The 26617-nt window shown below is 66.5% G+C and carries 17 protein-coding genes; 8 read left to right on the top strand and 9 right to left on the bottom strand.

Features of this window, described 5'->3' with window-relative positions:
• Positions 1 to 310: 310 nt before the first annotated feature.
• Genes BMY31_RS04895 through BMY31_RS04885 form a run of 3 tightly spaced genes read right to left on the bottom strand, consistent with a single transcriptional unit; the run spans position 311 to position 2579 of the window.
• A complete protein-coding gene (locus BMY31_RS04895; protein WP_180371362.1) occupies positions 311 to 1330 on the bottom strand; it encodes a putative ABC transporter permease in 1020 nt (339 codons plus the stop codon).
• On the bottom strand, positions 1320 to 1889 hold the full coding sequence (locus BMY31_RS04890; protein ID WP_091008868.1) for an HD domain-containing protein: 570 nt from the start codon (positions 1887 to 1889) through the stop codon (positions 1320 to 1322). The genes BMY31_RS04895 and BMY31_RS04890 overlap by 11 nt, the downstream gene beginning before the upstream one ends.
• A gap of 3 nt (positions 1890 to 1892) precedes the next feature.
• Positions 1893 to 2579 (bottom strand): MarR family winged helix-turn-helix transcriptional regulator, encoded by a 687-nt coding sequence (locus BMY31_RS04885; RefSeq protein WP_091008864.1) that lies wholly within the window; start codon positions 2577 to 2579, stop codon positions 1893 to 1895.
• Positions 2580 to 2931: 352 nt separating this feature from the next.
• Between BMY31_RS04885 and BMY31_RS04880 the strand changes: the two genes are divergently transcribed.
• A complete protein-coding gene (locus BMY31_RS04880) occupies positions 2932 to 3843 on the top strand; it encodes a glycerophosphodiester phosphodiesterase family protein (protein WP_091008861.1) in 912 nt (303 codons plus the stop codon).
• Positions 3844 to 3867: 24 nt separating this feature from the next.
• Here BMY31_RS04880 and BMY31_RS04875 read toward each other — a convergent pair whose 3' ends face one another.
• A complete protein-coding gene (locus BMY31_RS04875) occupies positions 3868 to 5076 on the bottom strand; it encodes an NADP-dependent isocitrate dehydrogenase (RefSeq protein WP_091008858.1) in 1209 nt (402 codons plus the stop codon).
• 242 nt (positions 5077 to 5318) lie between these two features.
• Here BMY31_RS04875 and BMY31_RS04870 point away from each other — a divergent pair, with 242 nt between their 5' ends.
• The 7 genes from BMY31_RS04870 (at position 5319) to deoC (ending at position 16529) form a co-directional block, all read left to right on the top strand.
• Positions 5319 to 6356, top strand: a complete 1038-nt coding sequence (locus BMY31_RS04870) for a LacI family DNA-binding transcriptional regulator (protein ID WP_091008856.1) — start codon at positions 5319 to 5321, stop codon at positions 6354 to 6356.
• Positions 6357 to 6598: 242 nt separating this feature from the next.
• Entirely contained in the window at positions 6599 to 11545 is a 4947-nt protein-coding gene (locus BMY31_RS04865; RefSeq protein WP_180371361.1) for a DUF4430 domain-containing protein, read from the top strand.
• Positions 11546 to 11547: 2 nt separating this feature from the next.
• Positions 11548 to 12705, top strand: a complete 1158-nt coding sequence (locus BMY31_RS04860) for a DUF4430 domain-containing protein (protein WP_091008851.1) — start codon at positions 11548 to 11550, stop codon at positions 12703 to 12705.
• Between the two features lie 13 nt (positions 12706 to 12718).
• On the top strand, positions 12719 to 13615 hold the full coding sequence (locus BMY31_RS04855; RefSeq protein WP_143802939.1) for an energy-coupling factor transporter transmembrane component T: 897 nt from the start codon (positions 12719 to 12721) through the stop codon (positions 13613 to 13615).
• A gap of 32 nt (positions 13616 to 13647) precedes the next feature.
• The gene (locus BMY31_RS04850) at positions 13648 to 15084 is read left to right on the top strand and encodes an ABC transporter ATP-binding protein (protein WP_091008846.1); all 1437 of its coding nucleotides are present in this window, start codon (positions 13648 to 13650) and stop codon (positions 15082 to 15084) included.
• Entirely contained in the window at positions 15081 to 15782 is a 702-nt protein-coding gene (locus tag BMY31_RS04845) for a DUF6580 family putative transport protein (RefSeq protein ID WP_091009013.1), read from the top strand. Before BMY31_RS04850 ends, BMY31_RS04845 begins: the two co-directional genes overlap by 4 nt.
• Before the next feature lie 108 nt (positions 15783 to 15890).
• Positions 15891 to 16529, top strand: a complete 639-nt coding sequence (deoC, locus tag BMY31_RS04840; RefSeq protein WP_078687546.1) for a deoxyribose-phosphate aldolase — start codon at positions 15891 to 15893, stop codon at positions 16527 to 16529.
• Positions 16530 to 16635: 106 nt separating this feature from the next.
• On the opposite strand, the gene BMY31_RS04835 is transcribed toward deoC, so the two are convergent.
• From BMY31_RS04835 to BMY31_RS04815, 5 genes are all read right to left on the bottom strand, one after another.
• Positions 16636 to 18681 (bottom strand): DUF3825 domain-containing protein, encoded by a 2046-nt coding sequence (locus tag BMY31_RS04835; RefSeq protein ID WP_091008844.1) that lies wholly within the window; start codon positions 18679 to 18681, stop codon positions 16636 to 16638.
• A 165-nt stretch (positions 18682 to 18846) separates the two neighbouring features.
• Positions 18847 to 19848 (bottom strand): alpha/beta hydrolase fold domain-containing protein, encoded by a 1002-nt coding sequence (locus BMY31_RS04830; RefSeq protein WP_078687548.1) that lies wholly within the window; start codon positions 19846 to 19848, stop codon positions 18847 to 18849.
• Between the two features lie 117 nt (positions 19849 to 19965).
• Positions 19966 to 20811, bottom strand: a complete 846-nt coding sequence (gene trmB, locus BMY31_RS04825; RefSeq protein WP_078687549.1) for a tRNA (guanine(46)-N(7))-methyltransferase TrmB — start codon at positions 20809 to 20811, stop codon at positions 19966 to 19968.
• A gap of 157 nt (positions 20812 to 20968) precedes the next feature.
• The gene (gene yfbR, locus BMY31_RS04820; RefSeq protein ID WP_091008842.1) at positions 20969 to 21568 is read right to left on the bottom strand and encodes a 5'-deoxynucleotidase; all 600 of its coding nucleotides are present in this window, start codon (positions 21566 to 21568) and stop codon (positions 20969 to 20971) included.
• 2 nt (positions 21569 to 21570) lie between these two features.
• A complete protein-coding gene (locus BMY31_RS04815; protein ID WP_091008839.1) occupies positions 21571 to 26610 on the bottom strand; it encodes an EAL domain-containing protein in 5040 nt (1679 codons plus the stop codon).
• Positions 26611 to 26617 lie beyond the last annotated feature (7 nt).

Below are 26617 nucleotides of genomic sequence, written 5' to 3'. Positions count from 1 at the left end.
GTCACATGCATTGGCGCAGGTAGCAAGAACGACACGTGGCATATCTGTCGCGCAATCTGACAGAAAAAATAATCTGACAAATTTGGGTGGCATTTCCGTGAGCGGAAAAACGCCTAGTAGACCATAGCCAAGCGCCGGAGAGATGTGTTCCATTCCATATTCTGGACATACGCGCAGGTAGTTGAATTGTGCCTTTGAACAGGCATTTCAAAGCCGCTGGTAGATGCGATGCGCGCTGACACATCGCCAAATTCGTGCGCACAAATCACCCTCAAATTAGACGCCGCGCATGGCCGCTCGGCGACGCGTCCTACTGGCGCCCGGCATGCTTCCTGTAGGCGTCGTAGAGGTCGTCGATCATGCTCTGGTACTCAGAGGGCCTCAGACTGGGAAAGGCGCCGAGGATGCGCTTCTCCTGCGCGTTGAGGGCGGACGAGAAGTGCTCGGCCACTTCGCCCTGGGCGTTGCGGGCCGCGTCGATGAGGGCGGACAGCTCGATCTTGGGGACGGGCATGTTGATCTGCGGCAGCGACACGTCGGGCATGTGCCTGCTCAGGCTGCGACGGGCGGCTCCCAGTCGGCGGCCCAGCGAAAGCTCGCGGATGTGCTCCCAGCCGACCAGTGAGGCGATGTCGGAGCGCGAGGGGATGTAGCCGCTCAACGCGTCCATCGCGTCGGAGGGAGAGGGCACGTGCGGTATGGCGGGCGCCCACTGGCCAAGGGCGAAGGCGCGGCTGCGCATGGAGCCAACCAGGTCGTCCATCTTGGAACGGAAGCCGCTCAGGCCGACGTGCGTGACGGCTAGGTCCGCGAAGAACGTGAGCGCGGTGAGCGCCGCGACCGTGGCGCGTGCGGGCTGCGACATGAGCAGAAGGGGGACCGAGAGCAGCGGCTGCGCGACTTTGGCCACCAGCACGACCCCGACGCCAAACTCGAAGAAGCCGCCGACCCATACGCGCCCGTCGAGGTTGAGCGGCAGATGCGAGTAGTCCCACCACCTGGCGTGGTAGGCCTTCTCCATGACCCACGAAGTGGCGAACTCGAGCGCGCAGGAAAGGGCGCCTCCGACCAGGAACAGTACGGCGACGCTCTGGACATCTTGCATAAGAAGGAGTCCCAGGAGCGCGCCCGATCCATAGATGGGCAGGTAGGGACCATTGAGGAAGCCGCGGTTGACCAGCTTGCGCTCTAGGACGGAGCAGTAGGCCGACTCCGCGCACCAGCCCAGGAAGCAGTAGCCGAAGAAGAGCAGCCACAGCGTGGCGAGCCCGTCGGGGCCAAACGGGAGCTCTCGTACGACGATGGCTCCGGACGTAATGCTATCGGGCACTTCTCTCCTCCCTCGGCCTTTGGCGTGCGCGCAGCTTGAGGGCAAAGCCGTGGACGGTCTCCCTGGTGGCGACGATCTTGTCGGCGACGCACAGGATGGCACCCTCGCGACAGGTGGGCGGCGTGGGCGTGAGGGGGAACATGTGATGCCTGATCATCGACTGCTCGCGCCGTCCCACGCCGAAGTCGCGGATCGCGTTCTTGCAGGCGCGGCCGGGGTGCGTGAAGCCATGGAGCCTGTGGCTGGGGTCGTAGACGTGCCAGTCGTAGAGGAAGTAGTCGTGGAGAAGAGCGCCGCGCATCAGGGCCCGCTCGTCCACGGGGACGCGCAGGGCCCTTGCGATGAGCGCGCAGCAGGCCGTGACCGCGGCAGAGTGCTCGAGCACCGTGGTGTCGCCGTGCTGGATGCATTGGCTCTCGATGGACATGCCGGGGGAGGTCAGGATGTCAGAGCAGTATTTCTCGATGAGCTGGTTGGGCGTCGCTGCCGCGTCGATCCGTCGTCGCGGCAGCGGGCGATCGCCCTCCCTTCGGGCGGCGGGCCGTGAGGCTTGGTGCATTGATTATTCCTCCGAGAAGGACATGAGGAGCTTGTCGATAAGGGCCTTCAGCTGGGCGAGGTCCTCAGGGTCCAGGTTGATGGTGTCGCAGACGCAGCGCGGGACGTCGATCGCCCGGTTGCGCAGGGCCCGCCCCGCCTGGGTCAGGGTGATGATGACCGAGCGCTCGTCCTGGCGGGAGCGCTCGCGTGTCAGGTAGCCGTGCGACTCGAGCCGCTTGAGCAGCGGCGTGAGGGTTGCGGAGTCGAGGAAGAGCTGCCTGCCCAGGGCGCTGACGCTCACGCGGTCCTGCTCCCAGAGGGCCATCATGGTGACGTATTGGGTGTAGGTGAGGCCCAGGGGGTCGAGGAAGGGCTTGTACCTGCGGGTGAGCTCCTTTGACGCCGCGTAGAGCGGGAAACAGATCTGGTTCTGGAGCGCCAGGGGGTCTCCGGAGAGGTCGCGGCGCGGCGCGACCTCTGCCGGCTCCTCACGCCAGGCACTCTCGGGCTCGGTATAGATGCCTTGCGCCTTGACCTCGAACGGGTCCCCGGCGGGCTCTGCCGGACTTGCTGGAGTCTGGCCTGCATCGGCGCGCTCGTCCAGGGGCGCGGGAGCGGCCTCGTCGGCATCCGTCGTGGCGCCGTTCTCCCTCGGGTCGTCAGGGCTGTAGCCGGGGTAGTGGCTCAGGGCTTCCTTCCAGTCTGCCATGGCAGATTCCCCTCCTCGTGTAGTTTCGCGACGCCTGTGGCCTCGGCGGGCGTACTAATCGCGTGCGATTTGCAACGCAATCATACCATCATCTGCCAGCTAGTTGCCTACATTTGAGCCAACGTGGGGGAGCATATAAATACTACGCGGATATATGTCACTAATGACGAAGCAAATGGCACGTAGACGGACGCGTCTTCTCTGGCGAGCGATGCGTAAAGAGGGACGAGCGGCTTGCCCGTGCCTTGCCGTCGGAAGGGAAGGAGGAAAGAGGGTATACCTGTGATAGTTTCCCCCGAGGGGGCCTTCGCTCTCAACCGTGAGAGCGCTCGATTGGGGTAGGGAGACCATAATGGGCGAGAAGAGGACCGCGGCTGCGGTCGCTGCAGTCATCGGCGGAGCCGCCCTGCTGGGGGCGTCGACCCTTGGTGCTGTCGCGCCGCGCGTGGGCGACTCCCACGTGGATGCCCGCTGGGCGCGGATGAAGCGCTATCGCTATGCGCACAGGGGCCTTCACGGCCGCGTGACGGGCGTGCCCGAGAACTCCCTGGCGGCCTTCGAGCGCGCGCGCGACAACGGCTTCGGCGCCGAGATGGACGTGCGCCTCACCAAGGACGATCGGCTCGTGGTCTTTCATGACGCGGACACCACACGCATGTGCGGCGTCTCGGGGGCCATCGAGGACATGACGCTCGACCAGGTTCGCGCGCTGCGCCTTGGTGGGACCGACGAGCGCATCCCCACCTTCGAGGAGGCCATCTCGGTCTTCGACTACGAGGGGCCCAAGAACGAGCTGGATGAGCTCGACGTCGACGGAAGCGGCGTTGCCACTCCGGTGATAGTCGAGATCAAGACCGCAAACGGCAACTTCAAGCGTCTGACGGACCTTGTGATGGAGACGCTTGACCGCCACTGCGTGTCGTTCTGCATTCAGAGCTTTGACCTCTACGTGCTCTCGCGCCTGCGCTGGCATCGCCCGGAGGTCATTCGCGGGCGCCTTGCCTACGACGTCCGCCACGGGAAGGCCCTGGCCCTGCCCGTCCGCTTCGTCCGGACCATGCTCACGGGCAACCATGCCGCGCGCCCGGACTTCATCGCGTATCGCTTTGAGGACCGCAAGCTGCCCGTTGTCCGAATGGTCGTCGGCCCCATGGGAGCGAAGCCGGTCTATTGGACCATCCGGACCGAGGCAGACCTGCGTGAGTGCGAGGCCGAGGGAGGAGTCGCCATCTTCGAGGGCTTCCTCCCCGACCCGACTTGCTAGCGAGCTGCCGCCGCCAACTGGCGGCTAGACCAGCTGGTCCATGGTCTCGCGGATGGCAAGAATGAAGTCACGCGTGTTGAGCTTGGTGGGGTTCTCCAGCGAGGTGATGCGCGCCAGGTCTCCGGTCATCTTTCCGGACTCGATCGTGGCGACGGTCGCCTTCTCCAGACGGTCCGCAAACGCGCAGAGCTCGGGAGTCCCGTCCAGCTCGCCGCGCTTGCGCAGGGCACCCGTCCACGCGAAGATCGTCGCGACCGAGTTGGTGGAAGTCTCTTCTCCCCTGAGGTGCTTGTAGTAGTGGCGCTGGACGGTGCCGTGGGCGGCCTCGTACTCGTAGTAGCCGTGGGGCGAGACGAGCACGGAGGTCATCATTGCCAGGCTGCCGAAGGCGGACGAGAGCATGTCGCTCATCACGTCGCCGTCGTAGTTCTTGCAGGCCCAGATGAAGCCGCCCGAGGACTTCATGACGCGCGCGACGGCGTCGTCGATCAGCGTGTAGAAGTACTCGATGCCCGCCTCGTCGAAGCGCGCCTTGTAGTCAGCCTCGAACACCTCGGCGAAGACGTCCTTGAAGCGGTGGTCGTACTTCTTGCTGATGGTGTCCTTGGTGGCGAACCACAGGTCCTGCTTGGTCGCGAGCGCGTACTCGAAGCAGCTGCGCGCGAAGCTCTCGATGGAATCGTCCAGGTTGTGCATTCCCTGGATGACGCCGGCGCCCGTGAAGTCGTGGATGAGCTCGCGGGTTTCGGTGCCGTCCTCTGCTGTGAAGACAAGTTCGGCCTTGCCGGCGCCCGGCACGCGGATCTCGGCGTTCTTGTAGACGTCGCCGTAGGCGTGACGCGCGATGGTGATGGGCTTGGTCCAGTTGCGGACGACGGGGTCGATGCCCTTGACCACGATGGGCGCGCGGAAGACGGTGCCGTCGAGCATGGCGCGGATGGTGCCGTTGGGGCTCTTCCACATCTGGCTCAGGTTGTACTCCTCGACGCGCTGCGCGTTGGGGGTGATGGTCGCGCACTTGACGGCCACGCCGTACTTCTTGGTGGCCTCGGCGGAGTCGGCGGTCACCTGGTCCTTGGTGGCCTCGCGGTTCTCGAGCCCCAGGTCGTAGTACTCGCTCTTAAGGTCGATGTAGGGGCAGATGAGCTCGTCTTTGATCATCTGCCAGATGATGCGGGTCATCTCGTCGCCGTCCATCTCGACCAGCGGGGTCTTCATCTGGATCTTTGCCATGCGCTATCAACTCCCAAGCGTTGGGTCGGTCGGCTGAGCCGAGCCCGATTGTGCCAAACGTTCCCTAGTTTAGCTGGGTGGGCGCGACTTGCCTACGGTTGGGACAATTCGTAGCGCAATGCTAACGAGAGGAGCTGCGCGCCGCGTTGCTGGTATTCTCTTCTGTGGGTAACCGTTACCCACGACCATGCTGCCGCATCGGACGAGGTCGTGGGACCATGGGGTGAGAAGGGCGGGGCACGATGGCTGGCAAGAGGGCGACGGTGCGCGACATCGCGCGGGAGGCGGGCGTCTCGGTGGCCACCGTGTCGCGCGTCATCAACCAGAACGGCCGCTTCTCGAAGGCGACGGAGCAGCGTGTGCGCGCGGCCATAAAGAAGTTCGACTACCGTCCCAACCAGATGGCCAAGGGGCTTCGCCAAGACCGCACCAGCGCCATCGGCGTGGTCGTTCCCAACATCTCGAACGAGTTCTTCTCGACGCTCATCCTGTCCCTTCAGGAGCGCTTCTTCGAGGCGGGCTACTCGCTGAGCATCTACAACACCAACCACTGCGCCCAGATGGAGCGTGCGAGCCACGCGCAGCTTGCGGCCCAGCGCGTCTCGGGGGTGGTCTGCTCCAATCCGACCGTGGACGTGCGTGGCGCCCTCGACTCGTCCGTTCCCGTGGTGCTGATCGATGCGGCGCCCGAAAGCCAGAGGGCCGCGCTCGAGCGCGGCTCTGTCTGCGCGTTCGTGTGCTCCGACAACCGGGAGAGCGGACGCCTTGCCGCAGACGAGCTGGTCTCGGGCGGCTGCAGGTCCCTCGCGCTCGTCTCGGCCACCCGCCACGACCCGGTGGGGACTCGTCGCACGGAGAGCTTCGAGACGGAGCTTGGGCGGCGCGGTCTCGCGCTCGACCCAAGGCTGGTCATCTGCCCCAAGGCCACGGGCTTCGACGAGGGGTATGCGGCGACGGAGCGCCTGCTTGCCGGCGACGTTCCGTTCGACGGCATGTTCTGCCAGACGGACCGCCTGGCCATGGGCGCCCTCGAAGCCCTGCGCGACCATGGGCTGCACGTTCCGGAGGACGTTGCGGTGGTCGGGCACGACGACATCCTTATTGCCCGCTTCGGCAGGCCTCCGCTGACAACGGTGCGCCAGAACCCCCTGCTCATGGGGGAGCGCGCCGCCTCTCTCATGCTCGCGATGATCGCGGGGGAGGAGGGAGCGTGCGGATCGTGCGAGACCGTGCCCGTAGAACTTGTGCCGCGCGCCTCATCTCGCCGTTCGTGCTGTTAGAATCATGCCAGTTTAAATAATGAGGGCATGGTCCAAAGCTCGTAGGCCTAGGTAAAAGGATTCCGGTTCGACTCCGGATCAGCGTGTACTGTGCTCAAAAGGTGGTCGGCCCCATGCGGAGCTGGCGATGCGGTTGCGCCGTCCGCTCGCCTCGCCGCGGCGCTGGCCAGAGTGGTTGCCTTCCTGGCTTCCAATCCTGCCTGCCCTCTGTTCTGGAAGAGTCGGAACAAGAAGGGTCGGTCATGTCATCCCAAAAAACGCATTCCGTCGCGCGTGGCGCCGCAGCTGCGGCGCTGAGCTTTGCCTTGGTCGCGGGGCAGTTTCCCTGCACCGCCTGGGCCGAGGCGGCCCAGGCAACGCCAGGCGAGCCGGCTGTCGAGCAGGTCGAGTCGTCGCAGGACGCGAACGCACAGGGCGGCGAGGGCGCTGTCGCGGAGTCGCCAGAAGGCATCGCAGGCAAGAAGGGCGAGGCGCCTGTCACTGCTGCCACCCCTGCGCAGGGCGCCGCGCCGGCCGTCCCGGCCGCGTCGCCCGCAAGTGGCGCCCTGGCCGTTGCGTCAGCTGCGGTCGAGCCCAGCACGCTGAAGATTGCTGACGAGCAGGGCTCCGAGACCGCCATCTCGTCCGGCATAGCGGTGGGCGCGAACCTTAGGGCGAACGTCTACAGCCTGGAAGAGGACGAGTGGGGCCTCGACGAGGAGGAGGCCGCGCCCGAGAGCGCGTATGCGGACTACGCCTTCCAGTGGTACCGAGGCACCGTGCGCAAAACCATGTATGGCGGAAGCTACGACAGCTATGTGCCCATCGACGGCGCGACGGCGCGCACGTATGCGGCGACGGATGCCGACGCGGGCTTCTACCTGGCATGCAAGGTCACGTTCGCGGGAACGGGCGGCTCCTCGAAGGAGGTCTGGAGCACGTACGCGACCGGCCAGGTGACCGACGGCAAGGCCGAGCTCTCGGGCGTGAGCGCCGCCGGAACTGCCAAGGTCGGTGAGACCGTCAGCGCGGACGCGTTCGTCGCGACGAGCTGGGGCGGAACCAAGAGCGTCGGCTCCGATGCCTCCGTTGGCTACCAGTGGCTGGCTGCAGGCCTTGCGGATGGCAACTACCTGCCCATTGCGGGGGCGACTGGGCGAACCCTTACCATCGGTAGCGACCTGGTCGGCAAGTACCTCAGGGTGAGTGCCGAGTCGCGCAACGTCGTAGAGTCTGCGACGCTGGGCCCGGTCGCGGCGCGTGGCAGCGAGGAGGACGAGGCCCTTCTTGCCGATGCCGTGTCCGCACTTCAGGGCGTCGGCTACAGCGGTTATTGCCCCAGCCCCGCCTATGGCGCCGACTCCAACGCGAATGACATGGTCTCCGCGGAGCTCGCCTCCCTGGACGGGCGCTTCGCGGGCGTCACGGTCGTCACGGAGTCCGTGGCGCACACGGCGGACCCCGATCCCAAGCAGCGGGGCGGCATCGACACGGGCTCCGAGCACAACGGAGACGTCACGTTCTTCTCGCTGAGCCCGTCGGACAAGACGGTGTCGACCGACTACTCGGCCCTGCGCCAGATCAAGCCCACCTTCAGGCTGGGCTACGGCACGGCGACCGCCTGGTATACGCCGGGCAGGTGGGTCCAGCTCGACTGGGACAAGGAGGCAATGTCGCAGGAGCTCTCCGAGGCCGCGGACGGCATGGGGCTCTCCCTTGCGCAGGGCGACTCTGCTGCCGCGGTGACGCAGGGGTTCTCGCTTCCCAACAAGCTTGCGGATGGCGTGAAGGTCGAGTGGAGTAGCTCCGACAAGGACGCCCTGGCGCTCAGCGGCTACTCCTGGGACGACGAGACCAAGGCGACGCCCAGGGCGAGCTCCGAGGACAGGCCCGTCACGCTGACCGCAATCGTCAGCTATTCTCGCTACGGCATGCCTGACGTCAGCGTCACGAGGGACTTCCAGCTGACTGTGAAGGGCGACCCGCAGCTGAGCCAGCATCGCCTTGCCGAGGTCCAGCAGCTGCTCGACCAGAACTACGCCTACGCGTCGCTCTCGTATTCCAACTCTTCCGACGGGGCGTTCGACCCGCAGTCGGTGGCGGGCGACATCCAGCTGCCGACCACCCGAACTCTGGGCACGCGCTCTCTCGACTTCGACGTCAAGGTGAGCTACCAGGCCTCCAACCAGGCCGTGACCATCAGTGGATACCGCGCCAACGTGTGGCGCCCCCTTGCTGGGGCAAGCGACCAGACGGTGGACATCACCTGCACGGTTGCGCTTAGGGACGACCCCTCGAGCAGCGTCTCCAAGACGCTTTCGCTCACCCTGCGCCCGCTTTCTCTGGGAGCGCTTGACGACGAGCTCTCTCTTATGGACGAGGTCGCCGCCGCCTATCCCGAGCGCCTCTTGGGCGGGCAGGACCCCGCGGCGGTCACCTCGGACCTGCATCCCTTCATGGAGGGCTACCTTGACGGTTTGGGACGGGTCGGATGGGCCTCGTCCAGGTCTGCAGCCGACGGGGTCAGCGGCATAGTCGCCTACGACCTCGCCGACTACGACCCCATGGGTTCCAGCGACCAGGGCCGCACGTTCGCCTCGAGCAACTCCTCCGTCGTGAGCAACGAGACGTTGCGCGTCACGCGTCCCGCCTACAACACCAGCGTCACGGTGCGTTCCAACCTCAGGAGCAAGCGCTACGGTGCGTATTACGATCGCTACAAGGATGACCCCCAGCTCTCCGATGCCCTGAAGGCAAAGCTGAAGACCCTGGCAGGGCGAGAGGTCAAGACGGTTCTTACCGTCTTGGGGACTACGGAGAAGGAATCGCCCGACGTCGCCGCCACGGCCTCCGTCGTGGGCATCGACTCCTTCGGCGCGCCCGAGGTCTGGGCATCCGCAGAGGATTACAGCCTGCCGGCCGGCTCGACCGTTGCCGACCTCACCAAGGCGATGCTCGAGAAGGCCGGGCTCAGCTACGTGAGCTACGATACGGCCTACGGCTTCTACCTCGACTCGGTCACGTCGCTCACCACGGGCAAGACCTACGGCTACGACGCGACGACGGGCAAGTACTGGCAGCTCTTCGTGAACGGCAAGGCCTCCGACCTAGGTGCCGACGCCGTGAAGCTGACCGATGGCATGAGCGTCAGCTGGGTGTACTCCGCCTACGGCGAGCAGCCATCCGACCAGAACAAGGTCACAGCCTCGGTCAAGGTCGTCGGACCCAACGCCTCGGGCTCGGACACCTCCTGGGTGGGGCAGAGCGAGGTCAGCGTTCCTGAGGGGACGACCGCGGCCGAGCTTACCAAGATCGCGCTCGAGCGTAACGGCATGACCTGCGATGAGGGCATGTACACCATCAGCTCGCGGGAAGCTGGCCAGACCCTTCCCAACGGGACCCAATCGCTGGGTGCCACGCAGGCTGCCGACGGAAACTGGTCGTGGTGGCAGTTTTACATCAACGGTGAGCTCTCCAGTGAGTACGCCTCCAGCTACGTGGTCAAGCCGGGTGATCGCATCGAGTGGTGCTACGGGGCCTATGGCTCCGGCCTTCCCCAGGGCGACGTAACGGTTGACCCCTCGGCCCCCCGTCCCGACTACCAGGCCGAGTGGGGTGCCTACAAGGGAAGCGACGGATCCGGAACCAGTGCGGCCGACACGCCCACCACGGGCTCCGGCCTCGCCTGGGCACGGGACCTCGTTGCGTCGGGCATGGCCACCTGGATGAGCGACCCCATCGTCGTCAACGGCGACGTCTACGTTGCTGCCGGCAGCAAGCTGCAGATACGCGATGCCGCGACCGGTGCCATCAAGAGTCAGGCCGACCTGGCGGAGCGCGTCGAGTCCACCTGCCGCCTGGCGTACGCCGACGGCCTGGTGATCGTGCCGCTCCATGACGGCCGCGTTCAGGCCCTGACCGCCGACAAGCTCGTGACGGTTTGGCTGACCGATGCCCTTCCGCAGTCGGGCGGCGTTTCCCAGCAGTCCATCTCCACGCCGCTCGTGCGTGACGGGTACTACTACCTCGGCACGACCGCCGCGTCGTTTACGGGTTCCTCGCTCGGTGGCTACCTCATGAGCATTAACCTCGCCACGGGCTCCGTGCGCTGGAGCGTGGAGTCCGAGGGGTCGGGCTACTACTGGTCCGGCGCGGCGAGCGTGCGGGCCGGCATCCTCGTGGCGGACGATACGGGGGCGCTTGCGCTGCGCGACGCCTCGACCGGGAAGATCGTCTCGAAGCTCGTGCTGGGAAGCCCCTCTCGCTCGGGTGTCGTGACGAGCGCCGATGGCTCCGAGGCCTATGTGGTCACCACCGACGGCGTGCTCCACAAGGTGAGCGTCGCCGTCGATGGCACGCTCGCGCCCGTGGGCTCGGTCAGGTTCGCCCAGGCGAGCACCTCCACCCCGACGCTCTCGGATGGCAAGGTCTACGTGGGCGGGGGTTCCAGCCGCGTGGGCGGCACGGGTGGCCTCTACGTCATCGACGCCAAGACGCTGTCGGTCGAGCAGAGCGTGACCGCGACGGCCGACGGCGCCATCGCGGGCGACGTAAAGAGCGCTCCGCTGGTGGCCAGGCGGGGCGCGGGCACCTACGTCTACTTCACGAGCAACGCCCGTCCCGGCGGCATCTACGTCTACAAGCTGGGGGAGAAGTGCGCCACCCTCCTGTTCAGGCCGGAGACCACGCGCCAGAACTACGCGATGTCGAGCGTCGTTGCGGCGGCCGACGGCAGCCTGTACTACGTGAACGACTCCGGAAGCCTCTTCAAGGTTGTCGCCGGCAGCGAACTGCCCGGGCCGTCTGTCGAGCCGGGCAATGGTGCCGGCACGACTGACGGGGCTGCGGGCGGCGCCGAACGGGGCGGCGCGACGGAGTCCCCGCATGGAGTGACGAATGGCGCCGTCGGGCCCCTGCATGCGGCCCGCGGCGAGCTCTCGCTCGCGTCGGACGCGCCTGCCTCGGGGCGGGGCGCCCTGTTGGGTGGCGGACTGCTGGACGCAAGCGAGTCCGGCCTCCTGGGTGGCCAGCTTGGCGAGGGACTTCTGACGAGCGAGTCCAGTGCGGACGACGACCAGGGCAGTGCCGACGACGCGACCCCCCTTGCCGGCTTGGCAAAGCTTCCCGCCTGGCCGCTTGCCGGCGTGTGCGTGGGCGTTGCGGCCGTGGCGTTCTCTCTGCTCGGATTCGGCAAGGGTAAGGAGGACTAGCGATGGCAGAGCCGGACTTCAAGGCGGCGAACACCGCCGCTCGCGACAGGGGGACCTTGGCGGAGGGCCGTGACCCCTCAAAGGGGATCTCGGCTGGGGGCGGCCCCAGCCGAGATCCCGGGGGAAGGTGCGGCCTGGGCGCTGCGCGCATGGCGACGCTTTGCCTTGCCGCCGTCCTGATTGCCCTGAGCGCCTGGTCGATGAGCCAGTATGCGCAGGGGAAGGATCCCCTGGCCCCGCTTTCGGGTTCCGCCTCGACCCAGGCCGCGGTGGACGCGGCTCCCAGCGCGGATGACGATGGCTCGCGGTGCGCCATTGGCCGCGACGACGTTCTTGCGGCGCTTGGCGACCTGAGCTGCGACGGGGAGGACGTCTCGCTCTCCCAGGACGTCCAGGTCGTCGTGAACTCTGCTGGCGTTTGGGTCGAGCAGCGAGACGGCAGCGAGCCTGTTGCGCGCGTGGACGCGACGGCCAGGCGCACCGCGGCGCTGGCCCGCTGGATTGACGGGCGCGGGATCGCGGCACCCGTCACCTGGATCTCGGAGGACGAGTCCGGCGTCGTGCGGGTCGTCATGTCGTTTGACTCCTCGAGTGCGGCCGCCCTTGCGTCCGACGCGACGACGGCCGACGTCATGGCGGCGGCGAGCGGCTATGCCATCGATTCCGAGTGCTTCGCGGCCTTGGGCGACGTGTCCTTCTCGGCCGCCAAGGGCGACGCGCCCCGGCTGCCTTCCGGAGACGAGGTCGCGGTCGGTCGCGCGTCGTCGGTCTCGGCCGGCTCCGAGGGCGGCTCTGCGCAGGCCGTCGCGTCGGGTTCTGGTGCGGCTTCCGCGGGCGTTTCCTCCACGTCCGGCGCCGACGGGCCCGCGGCGGCTGCTGAGCGGGGCAACATGACGGTCTCCGTCAGCATCAACGGAGCCTCGCATCGCGTGAGCGTTCCCAAGGGGGCCAGCGCCTACGCGGCGCTGCTCGCTACCGGTGCCACCGTGGAGGGCGGTGCCAACCGCACGGGCAGCGGGACCTGGGTCACGGCCATCAACGGGCTCGGGCAGGACAGCGCGCACGGGTGGACCTACACTGTCAGCGGCACGCTTCCGAGCGTGATGAGCGACGAGTACGTGCTTCACGACGGCGACTCCGTCGCGTGGAACTACGTGTAGGCGGGAGGCTGCGTTGGGCAGACGCTCTGGACAGACGGCTTTCGAAGGCGTCCACCTTGTGGTTCCGGCCGTCTACTTTGTCGGCACCATTGGCCTGGGCATCTTCGTGCTGCAGCCCGTCTACGTCCTGCTGTCCGTGGTCGGGGCGCTCCTGTTCGGGGGCTGCTGCCGCGGGTGGCGGGCCGTCGGGCGCAGCCTTGCCTGGCAGGCCCCGCTGGTGATGCTCGTCTGCCTGGTCAACCCGCTCTTTTCGCGCTCTGGCGCGACGACCCTCGCGTGGCTGGGGCCCCTGCCCCTCAAGCTCGAGCCGCTTGCGTTCGGGGCGTGCATGGGCGGCATGCTCGTTTCGATGCTGCAGTGGGTTTCGAACGCGACCTGCGTGCTGACCCAGGATCGCGTCATGGGCATGGCGGGGCGGCGCCTTCCTGTGGTGGGGACCATGGTCTCGATGGCGGTCCAGCTGCTTCCGCAGCTGCTGAGGCGCCACGCGCTGGTCGCGTCTGCGCTCGACGCCTGCACCGCCTCCGGAGGCGGCGGCCAGCCGTCCGCGTCCGGCCGTGCGCGACTGGGCTCGTACGTGCGCAGCTCGACCATGCTCATGTCATGGGCGATGGAGGACTCACTTGAGCGCTCAGATGCGATGCGCGCCCGGGGTTGGGGTGCAACGTCCGCGCGGAGCCACTACCGGACGGAGCTCCTGCGCTCGCGTGACGTTTTGTATGCATCGGCGCTCGCCGCGATGGTCGGCGCAAACGTCGTGCTGGCCATCGTCGCCGTGGGGGAGTGGCGGTTCTACCCTCAGCTTCCCACGCTCGAGCCGTGGTGGGGCTATGCGCCCTACGCCGTGCTGATGGCTCTGCCGAGCGTCCTTGCGCTGGCGGAGCGCCTTCGCTGGAACAGATTGGGGTAGCCGTGGGGTCTTGCTTGACAACAGAGGAAAACGTGGCATCGTCTCGCGGGGAAGTCCCCGCGCTCCAGTTGGACGGCTTGGGCTTCTCCTATGCCGCAGCCGAGGTCGCACCGTCGCCGGAGCCCGTCATCTGCTCCGCGAGCCTGACCGTCCCGCAAGGCGCGTTCGTGCTGCTGGTGGGCGACACGGGCTCGGGCAAGACCACGCTCATGCGCCTGTGCAAGCCCGAGATCGCCCCCGAGGGAAGCATGCGCGGCACCGTCCGCGTGCTGGGGCGCGACGTGCACGAGCTCGACCCCATGGCCTCCGCGCGCTCGGTCGGCTACGTGTTCCAGAGTCCCGACAACCAGATCGTGTGTGACAGCGTGTGTCACGAGCTTGCCTTCGGCCTCGAGAACCTCGGCGTCCCCCAGGACCAGATGCGCCGGCGAATAGCCGAGACCTGCTACTTCTTTGGCATCGAGCCGTGGTTCCACGCACGCTGTGCCGAGCTGTCCGGCGGCCAGCGCCAGCTGCTCGCCCTCGCCTCGGCGCTCGTGATGCGCCCGCGCCTCCTGCTTCTGGACGAGCCGACCTCGATGCTCGACCCCGTTGCCGAGAAGAGCTTCCTCTCCCTGCTGTTCAGGGTCAATCGCGAGCTGGGCGTGACCGTGGTCGTGGCCACGCACGCCCCCCAGGCGATGGTCGACTACGCCACGACCGCCTTCCGCATGGAGGGCGGGGCGCCCCGCCAGGTGGAGCTCGGCTCCCTGCGCGGGGGGCATGGCCTTCTCGGCCGCATTGGCGACGATGGGCTGGCGGAGCCTTCCGGTGAGCTTAGGGTCAGCCTGGGCGACGCGTGGTACCGCTACGAGCGCGATGGCCGCTGGGTGCTGCGCTCGGCAGATCTGTCGCTGCGCGCGGGAGAAGTGCGCGCCCTCGTGGGCGGGAACGGCTCGGGCAAGTCGACGCTGCTCATGGCCGTTGCCGGAATCGCGCGGCTGCAGCGCGGGCGTCTGAGCAACGCCCTCTCTCGCTCGCAGGCCTACCTGCCGCAGTCTCCCAAGGCCCTGCTGTCGCGCGAGACCGTCGAGGCGGAGCTGATGGAGTGGTCGGCCTCCGGCTACGGGCGCGACGAGGCGCTCGCCCTGGCCTCGGCGCTCGGCCTCGCGTCGGCGCTCGGTCGCCATCCCTACGACCTCTCAGGTGGCCAGCAGCAGCTTCTGGCCTTTGCGAAGGTCCTGCTCACGCGCCCTCGGCTTCTGCTGCTCGACGAGCCGACCAAGGGGCTGGACGATGCCGCGCGCGTCCTTGTCGCGACCCGCGTTCGCGATGCCGCGCGCTCCGGTTGTGCGGTGCTCGTCGCGACCCACGACGTCGCCTTCGCGAGGGTGGTCGCCACCAGCTGCTCGCTGCTGTTCGACGGTCAGGTATCCCTGACCCAGGATGCCCGGAGCTTCTTCGACGAGTCTTGGGTGTGGGGCGCATGAGCGAGCCACGCGCGAATCCCTCTGCGCTCGACCGCCTCGGGCCGCTTCTGCTTCTGGTCCCCCTCGTGGCGATGCTCTGCTGCGCGTACCTTCAAGTCGAGGCGACCGCGGGTCTGGTGCTGCTTGTCGTCCTGTTCTGCCTGGGGCTGTTCTTCCGCTCGTTCGAGAGGAGCCGTCCCACGCTTCGCCAGGTCATGCCCACTGCGACACTGGCGGCCGTCGCCGCGGCCGGACGCGTGGCCTTCGCACCGCTTCCCGACGTGAAGCCCGTCTCGGCCATTGCCATCGTCGCCGGCGCGACCCTGGGACGCCGCTGCGGCTTCATGGTCGGCGCACTTGCCGCTCTGGTCTCGAACTTCTTCTTTGGGCAGGGGGCCTGGACGCCGCTGCAGATGTACGCATGGGGCCTGGTTGGCTACCTGGCCGGCGTGCTCTCCGACCACCATGCCCTCGACAGCCGACCGGCCCTCTGCGCGTACGGCTTCTGCTCGGCGCTGCTTTATGGCCTCATCCTCAACGGCTGGCACGTTCTGGGCTTCGTCCGTCCGCTCGAGTGGGCGCCCGTGCTCGCGGCGTTTGCCGCCGGCCTTCCGCTCGACGTGCTGCATGGCGTCTCCACGGTGGGCTTTCTGCTGGCCATCTGGCTGCCGTGGGGAAGGTCGATTCGACGCGTGGTTGCGAAGTACGGCCTTGGCTAGCCGTGCGCCATCGGATCGCTTGACGCAATGGGGCGATGCGTCTAGACTGAGCTGCGTGTTAAGAGTAAACGATTACCCACCTTTTGACCAGAGAGAAGGAATCGCACGATGGACTTGAACCAGTACATGGACCACACCCTCCTCAAGCAGAACGCCACGGAGGACCAGATGCGCGCGCTCTGCGACGAGGCCCGCGAGCACGGCTTCAAGACGGTCAGCATCAACGGCTGCTGGACCAAGATTGCCGCCGAGGTTCTCGAAGGGTCGGGCGTTGGCATCACCACCTGCATCAGCTTCCCGCTGGGCGCCTGCTCCACCGCGGGCAAGGTCGCCGAGGCCAAGCAGGCCGTCGCCGATGGCACGACCGAGATCGATATGGTCCTCAACGTGGGCAAGCTTCTCTCCGGTGACGACGACTACTGCACGCGCGACATCAAGGCCGTGGTCGAGGCCGCCCAGGGACGCCCCGTCAAGGTCATTCTCGAGTGCTGCCTGCTCGACGATGACCAGATCGTGCGTGCCTGCAAGTGTGCCGAGGCCGCGGGCGCCGCGTTCGTGAAGACCTCAACCGGCTTCAGCACGGGTGGCGCGACCATCCACGACGTCGAGCTCATGAAGAAGACCGTGGGCGGTCGCCTAAAGATCAAGGCCGCGGGTGGCATTCACACCAAGGAGGAGGCCCTTGCCATGATCGAGGCGGGAGCCGACCGCATTGGTGCCTCTGCGTCGATTGCAATCTGCGCATAGGTTGGTTGCTGGGCGTCCGGGTGCCGTAAGGAAAAAAGGCAAAGGGGTCGTCGCGCGCGAAGCGGGACGACCCCTTTGCCATCGGGTGTGCTCGGGATGCCGGGTCCTACCGAGTGGGCGTCGCCTCAAGCCAGCCGGGCAGGTCGGCGCAGTACGGTCGCGCGGCCGCACGGGCCGCCGCCAGGCTCACTACGCCTCCTGCGACATAGTCCCCGCCCTTTGGCGCGACCACCAGCGCCAGCTCCGTCCTCGTGCCGCCGAAGGGGCACAGCGGCAGAAGGAAGGCGCTCTGGTCTCCTGCGGGGTTTCGAGTCGCGGCGGCAAGGCGCCAGCTCGAGCGCACCCGCGCAAGACTCGCTTCAACGGCTGCGGAGAGGGCCGCCTCGTCCAGGCCGCGCTCGGCGAGACTCGCGTCGACGCGCAGCGCCGCCTCCAGCAGCTTGCCGGCGTTGTAGTCCACGCTCGCGTCCGCGCGCAGAACGAGGTCCTCGAGTCGCTGCGGGTAGCTGGCGTGCTGGGGAAGCGCTTCCAGCGCGCTCAGCCTTTGGGAGACACTTGCCGTGTCCGTCGTGCCAAAGCTCTCCAGGCGCCAGAACGGCTTGACCGGGCGCCGGGTTAGGAGGGCATACACGGGCATTCCCAAAGGCGAGACGAGCCCGGTGTCAAAGCTCGCGAACGTTTCGTCCGCGCTCGCGACAAGCTTGTCCTGGGCAAAGGCCAGAAGCGCGTTGGTGACGAGGTGGGATCTCAGGATGGCGCGGTCACCCTCCTGAATGTCCCAGCGCTCGGGGGCGCAAACCTCGGCGAGCGCCTTCAGGCACTTCTCCCACGGGCCGACCTGAAGCATGCTCTGGAGCTTGCGCTCGGGGTCGACCTCCTGGCCGCACCCCCTGCCGAACAGGTCGCGCCACGGCCATGCGGCCTCGCGGATCGGTTCGCGTGCGGGCGGCTGGGGCGCGTCGCTGCCGTCGTGGCCGTCCACCTGCGTCAGCTCCCAGCGCTTTCCCGACGCGGAACGCGCCGCGTGGGCGATGGTGACCTCGATGGGCGAGCCGTCCTGCGCGTGAAGAAAGTGCAGGGGGAAGGTGACCTCCGAGCGGCTGCCCCTGAGCTTCGTGGTCGAGCGTGCGACCAGCCAGTCTTCGTCCATCGTCTTGATGGGGTCGGCATCCAGTGGCAGCATCTGGTAGAGGAGCCCCAGCACGGCGTCCTTGCAGTGGACGTCGCGCTCGATGCTCTGGGGGAAGCCCGCCTGGTTCGCGATGGGCTCCTCGATGGGAGGGACGGTCCCGAGGCCTGCGATCGGCTCAAAGCGGTTTTCTGTGGGTTCGGGCGCGCTTGCGCCGGAGGCGACGGCCTCCTTTGCCGTGAGATCCTGGGGTGCGGCCGCAGCAGGGCCAGAAGGGCTCGGCCCTGTCTGCCCGTCAGCTTCCTGTGCGGGAGCGGGGGCCTTGTCGGCAACGGTTGCGTCAGACGCCGCGGGTGCGAGCCCCTCCCTGGGAGCCTCGGGCTCCATGCCGCGCGGGTCGTAGGTGATGGTGAGCTTGATGCCGGCCATGGGTGCCTCGACGCACTTCTCCTGCGCGTGGGGACGAACCTCCTCGGCGCGGGTCGCGGGCTCCTCGGCCGTCGCGGCAGGCTCGGGCGCTGCAGTGGCAGGCTCGCGTGCGGGATCGCGGGCCATGCTCTTCCCCTGGGGCACCGGCATGTCCTTTGCGGGTCCCGGCTGTGTCTCGGTCTTGGGGGAGGCGCTCCCTTGTGCCTCGTCGTCGCGGCGCGCCTTGCGCCCTTCCTTGTGATGCGGCTTTGCCGGCTTGGGAACCTTGCCGGACTTCTTTTTCTTCCACGACTTGCCCGACTTCGCGCTGGAGTCGCCCTTTGGCTGCGCTGCCTTGGCCAGCGCGGCGTCGAGGTCGGCGTTTGCCATGAGCGTGGCGAACACGCGACCCTTCTTGAAGACGGTCAGCTTGACGAACTCGCCCAGGTTTTCCAGCAGCTGCGAGGTGTCCTCGCAGTCGCAGTCTTGCGCGCTCACCCCGTCCGCCTCGAGAACCTCCTCAAAGCGTGCGACGCGCTCTTGCTTGCCCGTGCCGATCTCCCTCTGGAAGAGCTGGTAGAAGTACAGACGGTTGCCGGGCGTAATCTTGGGCATGGGTGGACGACCTTTCTATGAGCGATGCGTACGGGGCGCGGGGGGGCGAGTGCTTTGTGCGGGCCGGCGTGCGACCGCGCGATGCGAAGGGGGCGCCAGCCATGCGCCCCCCCTGCGGCCGCGGGCCCCGCAGGGGGCTCGCACGTATGAGATGGTGTCTGACTGCTAGGCCACGACGACCTGAACCATCTGGCTGATGGCTTCCTTCGCCTCGGGAATGGGGTAGAGGGGCCAGTCGTGGTTCATTCCCTGGCCGACCCTGAGGTCGCAGGTAACGCCCGCGTCCTTGAGCTTCTCGGCGAACTTGATGGCGTCAGGGTAGAAGATCTCCCGGGTGCCGGTGAAGATGGTGACGTTCTTGAGATCGCTCACGTCTCCGTAGATGGGCGACAGGCGTGGGTCGCAGATGTCGTCGCCATCAGCCCACAGGTCACCCAGCTGCGCCAGGCCCCAGGGTGCGAGCATCGGGTCGCGGTCGAAGAAGTCGTGAATGTCGGGGTTGCGCATCGAGAGGTCGACGATGGGCGAGATGAGCACCAGGTGGGCCGGCTGCTCGAGCTTGTAGTGCGAGAAGGTCTCCGCCATGCCGGCCGCGAGTCCCGCGCCGGCCGAGTCGCCCATGATGGTGATGGCGTCGGCGCCGTAGCGGTCGCACATCCCCTCGTACAGGTCGGTTAGCAGGGAGTAGGCCTCGTCGTAGTCATGCGCGGGCGCGAGGGGGTAGATGGGGACGACAACCTCTGCCTCGGTCTCGACGCAGAGCTTGTCGATCATCTGCCAGTGGAAGGGCGAGATCTGCTGGACGTAGGCTCCGCCGTGCAGGTAGAGGATGGCGTGCTTGTTCTTGCCCGTGGTTCCCACATGGAAGGTCTTCATGCCGTCACGGGTCTCCTCGAAGACGACCGACTTCATGCCCATCCAGCCGGGCAGGTGGTACTCCTGCTCGTTCACGGCGCGGTTCTTCTCGACAAAGTCGTCGTAGCGACCGAGGTCGCGGCCCAGGGTGTTGCGACGGACGCCCGAGAGGCGCCAGACGCCCTCTGCGGCGGTTGCGATGCCGGAGCGGCCGAACCTGGTCCTCGACCAAAGCTCGAAGCCGGCGCCAGCTACTGCGGCGCCAAGCGTTGCGCCGGTGGTTGCGAGGATCGCCTTCGTGGACTTCTTCACGTTCTGCTCCAATCTCCAGAGACGGATACGTAGAAGTCTACCCAAGCGAGGGTCAAAATTGCGCCCGCGGCGCCATATTGGACAAGCGGGGCTTGGCCGCCGCCCCCGTCGGCGTCCCTACAGGTGACGGTTGTAGTTGCCCTTCTTCTCGAGGTTGCGCAGGTTGGTGATGGTTCCCTGCATGCCGTGGGGGACGTACTTCATCGTCGAGAGGTCCTCGGGGAGGTAGTCGATCAGGCTCAGGGGTTCGGTCTGCTCGACGACGCCCTCCTCGTTTCTGGCGGGCTCCTCGCCGGCGGCCGCCTCGATCGCGAAGACCTTCGCGCCCTCGGCGGAGAGGCGCTCCTCGTACCAGCTCATGGGGTCGTCGGGGCGCTCGGCACGCGCGTCGGTCGACTCCCAGCTCACGTCGTAGCCCGCCAGGGCGAATTGCGTCTGCGAGAAGTGCCAGAGCGGGTAGCTGTCGGTCTTCAATAGGACGGTGCCACCGGGTGCCAGAATCTGGCGGTAGCGCAGCAGGTTATCCAGGTAGGTCAGGCGCTGCCTTGCCTCCTTCTTGCGGGGGAAGGGGGTGGGGAAGTTCAGGTATATGCGCGAGACCTCTCCCGCGGCGAAGTAGTCTCCCAGCTTGTCCGAGATGCCCGGGCAGAACACCACGTTGTCTAGGCCGGACTCGACGGCCTTTTGGGCGGCGTAGGCGATGCAGATGGGCTCGAAGTCGATGCCGACGAAGAGCACGTCCTTCTCCCTTGCGGCCGCCTCGACGGTGAAGGCCCCCTTGCCGCAGCCCATGTCCAGGCGGACCTCAGAGAAGCGCGCGGCCCCCTCTGCGTCCAGGGGCCTGCAGGCCTCGGCCCAGACTCCCGCGTAGCTTGCGGGCGCAGCCTCGATGGCGTCGGCATAGCGCTCGAGGCGCTCCTCCAGGACAAAGTGCTTGGGGAGGCGGGCGTGAAGAGCATGCATGGGGTGCCTTTCGTGATGACGGACGTGAATGCGCGCAAAAGTATAGCGTCGCCCCAGCTGCGGGACGACGCCTGGCATCAAAGCTACCCTGTACCTTCACCTGCGGAGCGGGTCGTTCGCACGGCGGATGCCCTGCCGTTCGGATGCGCCGCGCTGCCTACAGCAGCTCGTCGAGGGTCTCCCCGTACGAGGGGAGGAACTCGTCCATGAAGTCGCGCACCTCGGGGCAGGTCGCGGCCATCTGCTCTACCTTGCTGCGGCAGCCCTGCTCGGCGCGCCAGAACTCCCGGTTGCCCGACTGACGCTCGTCCACGCACTTGATGAGGGCCGATATCCTGTCGGCCGCCTTGACCAGCTTGCGCAGGTACGCGTCGTTCTCGTCGTCGGCGCCGAAGTAGATTGCCTCGTAGGTGGGGCGAAGGTCCTCGGGCAGGCCGCTCAGGAGCCGGTGCGCGGCCTGGTCCTCCACGTCCTTGTAGGCGTCGCGGATCGTGCCGTTCGCGTACTTGACGGGCGTGGGCATGTCGCCGGTCACGATCTCGGTCGTGTCGTGGAACAGCCCGATGAGCGCAGCCCTGTCGGCATCCAGCTTTCTGCCGTGGCGAACGTTTCCGATGGTCGCGAGGGCGTGTGCGATCACGGCGACCTCGAGCGAGTGCTCGCTCAGGTTCTCGGGCCGGGCGTTGCGCATCAAGGCCCAGCGCTCGATGTACTTCATTCTGGACACGACGGCAAAAAAGCTCGACTGCTCGCTCATGGTTACACCCCTTTGTCGGCCGCCTGGTCGTTGCGGCCCTCGTCGGATGGCGTCCCCTCCCCGCACGGTTCCCCGGGGAGGTCGGAGCCGCTCGTAGTTACGCCTTTCCCTATCGTAGCCGCATTGCCCGCCGCCCTTGCGTCGGCGTCCTCGGGCGAGAGGATGGGCAGGATCCCCGTCGGCTCGTGCTCGTGAATGTAGCGCTTGTCGAGGTACATGCGGCGGTCGGCCTCGCTGATGAGCCCCTCGTAGTCACCGTCGTAGGACCCCTTCCACACGCAGCCGAGCGCGATGCTCACGCCTCTCTCCCTGAACTCCTGGCGCAGCGAGGCGAGAAGCGCGTCGACCTTGTCGGGCCCGGACATCTCGACGTACGCGACGAACTCGTCGCCACCCATGCGAAAGACGAACTCGGTCCCGAAGCGCTTCTCGAGCACGCGCGCCGCGCGCTCGATCAGGGCGTCTCCGGCGTCGTGCCCCAGGACGTCGTTTGTTTCCTTGAGGCCGTTGAGGTCTCCGTATACCAGCGCGAACCCGCCCGCAACCGTCAGCCCACGCATGAAGGTGGTGAACGCGCGGCGGTTCATCGTTCCGGTCAGGGGGTCGTGCGTGCTGATCGAGTTGAGCCGCTCCATGGTGTTGCGGTTCCTGAGGAGGATTGACGTGAAGGCCGCTGCGATGCGCATGAACAGCTCGGTCACTTCGATCTTTCCTGCCGCGACGCCCTCGATGCCTAGGAAGCCTATGGGCCTCGCGTCTTGGAACAGCCGTGCGGCCACGAGGTTGTCGACCCGCTGGCTGACGAGCTCTTCTCGCGCCTTGTCGCTCAGGCGCTCGTCGTGGGCGGGGTCTTCGATCACGATGAGCCCGCCGTCGGAGAGCAGCGCCGTCCACGAGTCCGAGAACCCAAAGCGCACCTGCTGGAACTCGGAGATCCTTGAGGGCTGCCCCGCAGCGCACCACTCGTACGTGTTCGACGTCAGCCCCATCTCGTCGTCCTCGAAGATGAAGGCGTGGCGCGCGTCGCTCAGGTCGCCGAGCATCTCGAGCATGCGGTCGAGCCCGTCGTTGGGGTCGGGCTCGCTGAGCGCGACGGAGAGCATGTCGTTGATGGAATGCTCGACGTACAGCAGGCTTGCCCTGCGCTCTGCCTCGGCGACCAGGTCGGACGTGCATAGGGCGAGGGTGACGCGGTAGGGCTTGCCGTTCCAGGGCATGAGCGTCTCGAAGGTGGTGTAGTCCTTTCCGGTCTGGTGGTTGTGCAAGTGCGAGTGGTGGAAGCGCTTGCGCGAGAGGGATGGGGAGGAGCAGAAGTGACAGATGTCCTTGGAGCCGCCAAACACCTTGTAGCACTTGAGGCCGCGAAGTGGCGTGCTCCTTTCGATTCCGAACTCGCGACGGGCGAACTCGTTGGCGAAGACGATCTCGTAGCTCTTGGCGTCGCAGATGTAGAGGGCCGCCTCGAGCGTGTCGAGCTTGCTCATCTCGACCGTGAGGATGTCGCCGGTGAAGGACCTGCGTACGAGCTCGAGATCCTTGGCGCGGGAGAGGCGGTCGACCGCTATGTGCTCGAGCTCCTTGAGGCTGCGCGCCTCCGACCCCTTGATGAGCGCGTAGTTCGCGAAAACCGTGCAGGGGTACCCGTCCACCCTGTGTATGGCGTGCACGGCCGCGAGCATGCCGTCCACCACGCCGTCCTCCGCCTCGCGCGCCGTTCCCTTGAACATCACGACGAACTTGCCGCCCGTGAGGCGACCGATGGTCGAGCTCCTGGGAGAAGAGCCCTCTATCGCGTGGTGGACCTCCCGCAGCAGGGTCTGGGCGACCTTCTCGCCATAGGTGTGGTAGATGCGGCTGTATTCGGGGACGTCGAGCACGACGATCGAGTAGTCGATTCCTTCTCGGTGGAACTCCTCGTCCATGCGAACGATGGTGGTCGCGATGCCGTTGTCGTTCATGCCGCCGGTCACCTTGTCAATCAGCAGGTTCTTGGCGTGGGACTTGTCGGCGAGCTCCCCCGCCTCCACGAAGAAGCCCACGAGGCCGACGATGCGGCCGCGCTCGTGAATGGGGTACTTGTATGCGACGATGTCGCGCAGCACGCCGCGCGCGATGCACTGGCCATGGGCGCCGCGCACGACCTCTCCCCTGAGGAGCACGGCGTCCTCGTCGGAGTGAAAGGGCGCGTCCGCCACGTGCCAGAACATCTCCTCGTCTGTCTTGTTGAGGATCTCGTTGACGGTCTTGAGCCCGAAGTAGTGAAGGAACGACCAGCTTGCGCCCTGGAAGCGTCGCCTGTCGTCCTTCCAGAAGAACTTGAGGCCCGAGGACTCGATGAGCGTGCCCCAGATGCTTTCGGTCCTAATGCTGTCGGTGCTCAGTCCGGACGTGGGGGAGTAGTCTGCCGAGAGGCGCTCGAGCGCCTCGCCGGGATGGCTCTGGAACTCCAGCGCCGCCAGCCTGATGGCGTAGAGGTAACGCAGGTTTCCCGTGTTGGGAAGGGGGATGAGGACGAACTCCCTCCAGCGCCAGCTGCCGCCGGTTCCGCGCACGCGGAAGACCGCCGAGGTGAATCCCGCGTTTGCGAAGGCGACGCGCTCCGCCATGGTTCCGGGGGCCATGAACTTCCAGTAGGCTTCGCGGTCGTCGGGGTGGATGAAGCTGTGCGAGTAGTCTTCCGCGAGGCGGATGATGCCGTGGCGCCGCTCGCCGGGCGAGTCCTTCGCGAGGTTCGAGACGATGGTGGTCACGCAGTCGGCCTCGAAGTCGATCTCGAGGATGCTGTCGTAGAGCGAGGAGATGTTGCGGATGGCCAGGTCCATGCGCGAGCTCTCGCGCTGGTTTGTGTCGTAGGTGATGTTGTAGAGCGAGCAGCGGTAGACGCGACGCTCGCCCAGCGTTGCGATTACGCGGATGTTCAGGCGCAGGTAGTTACCATTGTCGACGTAGTTGAACGTCTCCTCCCGATGGGTGGCGATGGGACGCTGCGAGAACTCGCGGAACTTTACCCGGTTGAGGTAGTAGGGCGACGAGAGGTTCTCGTTTGCCTTGGCGATGCTGTCGGTCCCCTTGCTCCGGAGCGCCTCGAGGAACCCCTCGTTCGCAAAGATGATCTTGAAGTGCCTGCCGTCGTCGTCGACGATCGCCAGGGACTGGTCGGTGATCTGGTTTATGGTCCCGACCTTGTCCCAGAAGTGGGACTCGGCGCCCGTCTCGTGGATCATGCCCAGGTTTCGAAGGTGCTGGTCGAGCCTGTCGGGAAGGAGCGGCCTTCCATAGAAGTAGCCTTGGATCTTTTCGCAGCCGATGCTCCTGAGAAAGGCGAGCTGCTCCTCGGTCTCGACGCCTTCCGCGAGCGTCTGGATGCCCAGGCGCTTTGCCATGTCGACCGTGGACGTGAGGATCTGGCGCGCGCGGGCGCTCAGGTTGGAGAGGAAGGCCATGTCGATCTTTATGACGTCGAAGTCGTAGTCCTTGAGGACGTTGAGCGACGAGTACCCGCTGCCGAAGTCGTCCATCCAGATCTGGTAGCCCATCTCGTGGAAGCGCTCGATGGCCACCTTGATGCGGGTCTCGTCGCGCATGGCGATGGACTCGGTCACCTCGGCGTGGAGCATGTCGCGCGGGACGCCGTAGGTCCTGACGGCATCCTCGAGCACCTCGAGGGGGTCGCACGAGATGAAGTCGACGCGGCTGAGGTTGAACGAGACGGCGACGGGCTCGCGCCCCTCGTCCAGGTGCCTGCGAAGCGACTGGCAGACGTGACGGATGACGAATGTGTCGAGCTTGTACGAGAGGTTCGCCTCCTCCAGCACGGGCACGAAGGTGTCCGGGGTGATGAGCCCGAACTCGGGGTCTCGCCAGCGGGTGAGGGCCTCGACGCCGCAGAGCTTGCCCGAGAGCGTGCGGATCTGGGGCTGGTAGTGGACCTCTATCAGCCCCGTCTCTATTGCGGACTCGAGGTTCTCGACCAGGTGCTTGCGCAGCTCGGTGATGCGCTTGAGCTCGGGCCCGTAGGTCAGCACGTGGCGAAGGGGATCCGCCTTGATGCTGTTGCAGGCCATGCGCGCCAGGTCGCTTGCCTCGCTGATGGAGACGTTCCGGTCGCTGGTGAGCAGATAGATGCCTGCCTTGACCTGGAGGCTGAAGCTCTTGTAGCTCGAGGCGACCCGCTTGTGGACGCGCTCGGTCGCGGCCTCGACCTGGAGTCTATCGCCTTTGGTGTAGACGGCAAAGTGGTCATCCGAGAAGCGCGAGACCAACGAGCCGTCGGCAAACTCCTCCCTGAGGGTCTGCGCGACGGTGAAGAGGCACTCGTCTCCGGCCTTGATGCCGTAGATCGAGTTGTAGAGCTTGAAGTTGACCAGGTTGAAGAAGGCGATCGCCTCGCCGGTGGGGCTGTCGCGCTTCGGGCCCCCGAAGAACTGGGGGGTCGGCCCGCTCAGGGACCTGATGGCTCGCGGTTTTGAGTGGGCCATGGTGTCGGAATCCTGCTGTCGGCCGACAAGAAGCGTGGCCTCGTGCGCGTCGTGGGCGAGCTCGAGGAAGCGCTGCATGCCAAGGAGCTTGGTCACACGGTCCTTCGTGTGGGTCAGGAACCTGATCTTGGAGTCGGCCAAAAACACGTAGAAGAGGTCTCCCTCGTCCGCGTCGTGGACCAGTCTTCCAAAGTTCTCGACGTAGGTGACCTCGCCCGACTTGGTGCGGATTCGGTAGGTCACGTGGTTGAAGCCGCCCTGGCCAGCTCGAATCTGGTTGGCGATGTCGCCCTCGACCGTTGCCAGGTCGTCCTCGTGCACCATGCCGGGAAACGTGTTGCCCGTCAGCCCCGCGAACTCACGCTCGTCTTCGCAGCCGAAGAGCTTGAGGACGTAGTCGTTCGCGTAGACGACCCTCTTTTCGCCTTCGGCCTGATAGACGAAGAAGCCACCGGGCATGCCGTTGGGATCGGGATTGATGCGGCGGGCCTCGCCCGGACCGACGAAGGGGGCGCCATCGCTTGGCGAGGCGGCCGTCTTGTCCGGATGCGTGTTCTTCTTCATACGCCAC

Source organism: Parafannyhessea umbonata (assembly GCF_900111255.1).
Classification (GTDB): domain Bacteria; phylum Actinomycetota; class Coriobacteriia; order Coriobacteriales; family Atopobiaceae; genus Olsenella_J; species Olsenella_J umbonata_A.
The sequence above is the reverse complement of the archived record's forward strand: the minus strand, read 5'-3'. Positions and strand labels throughout refer to the sequence as shown.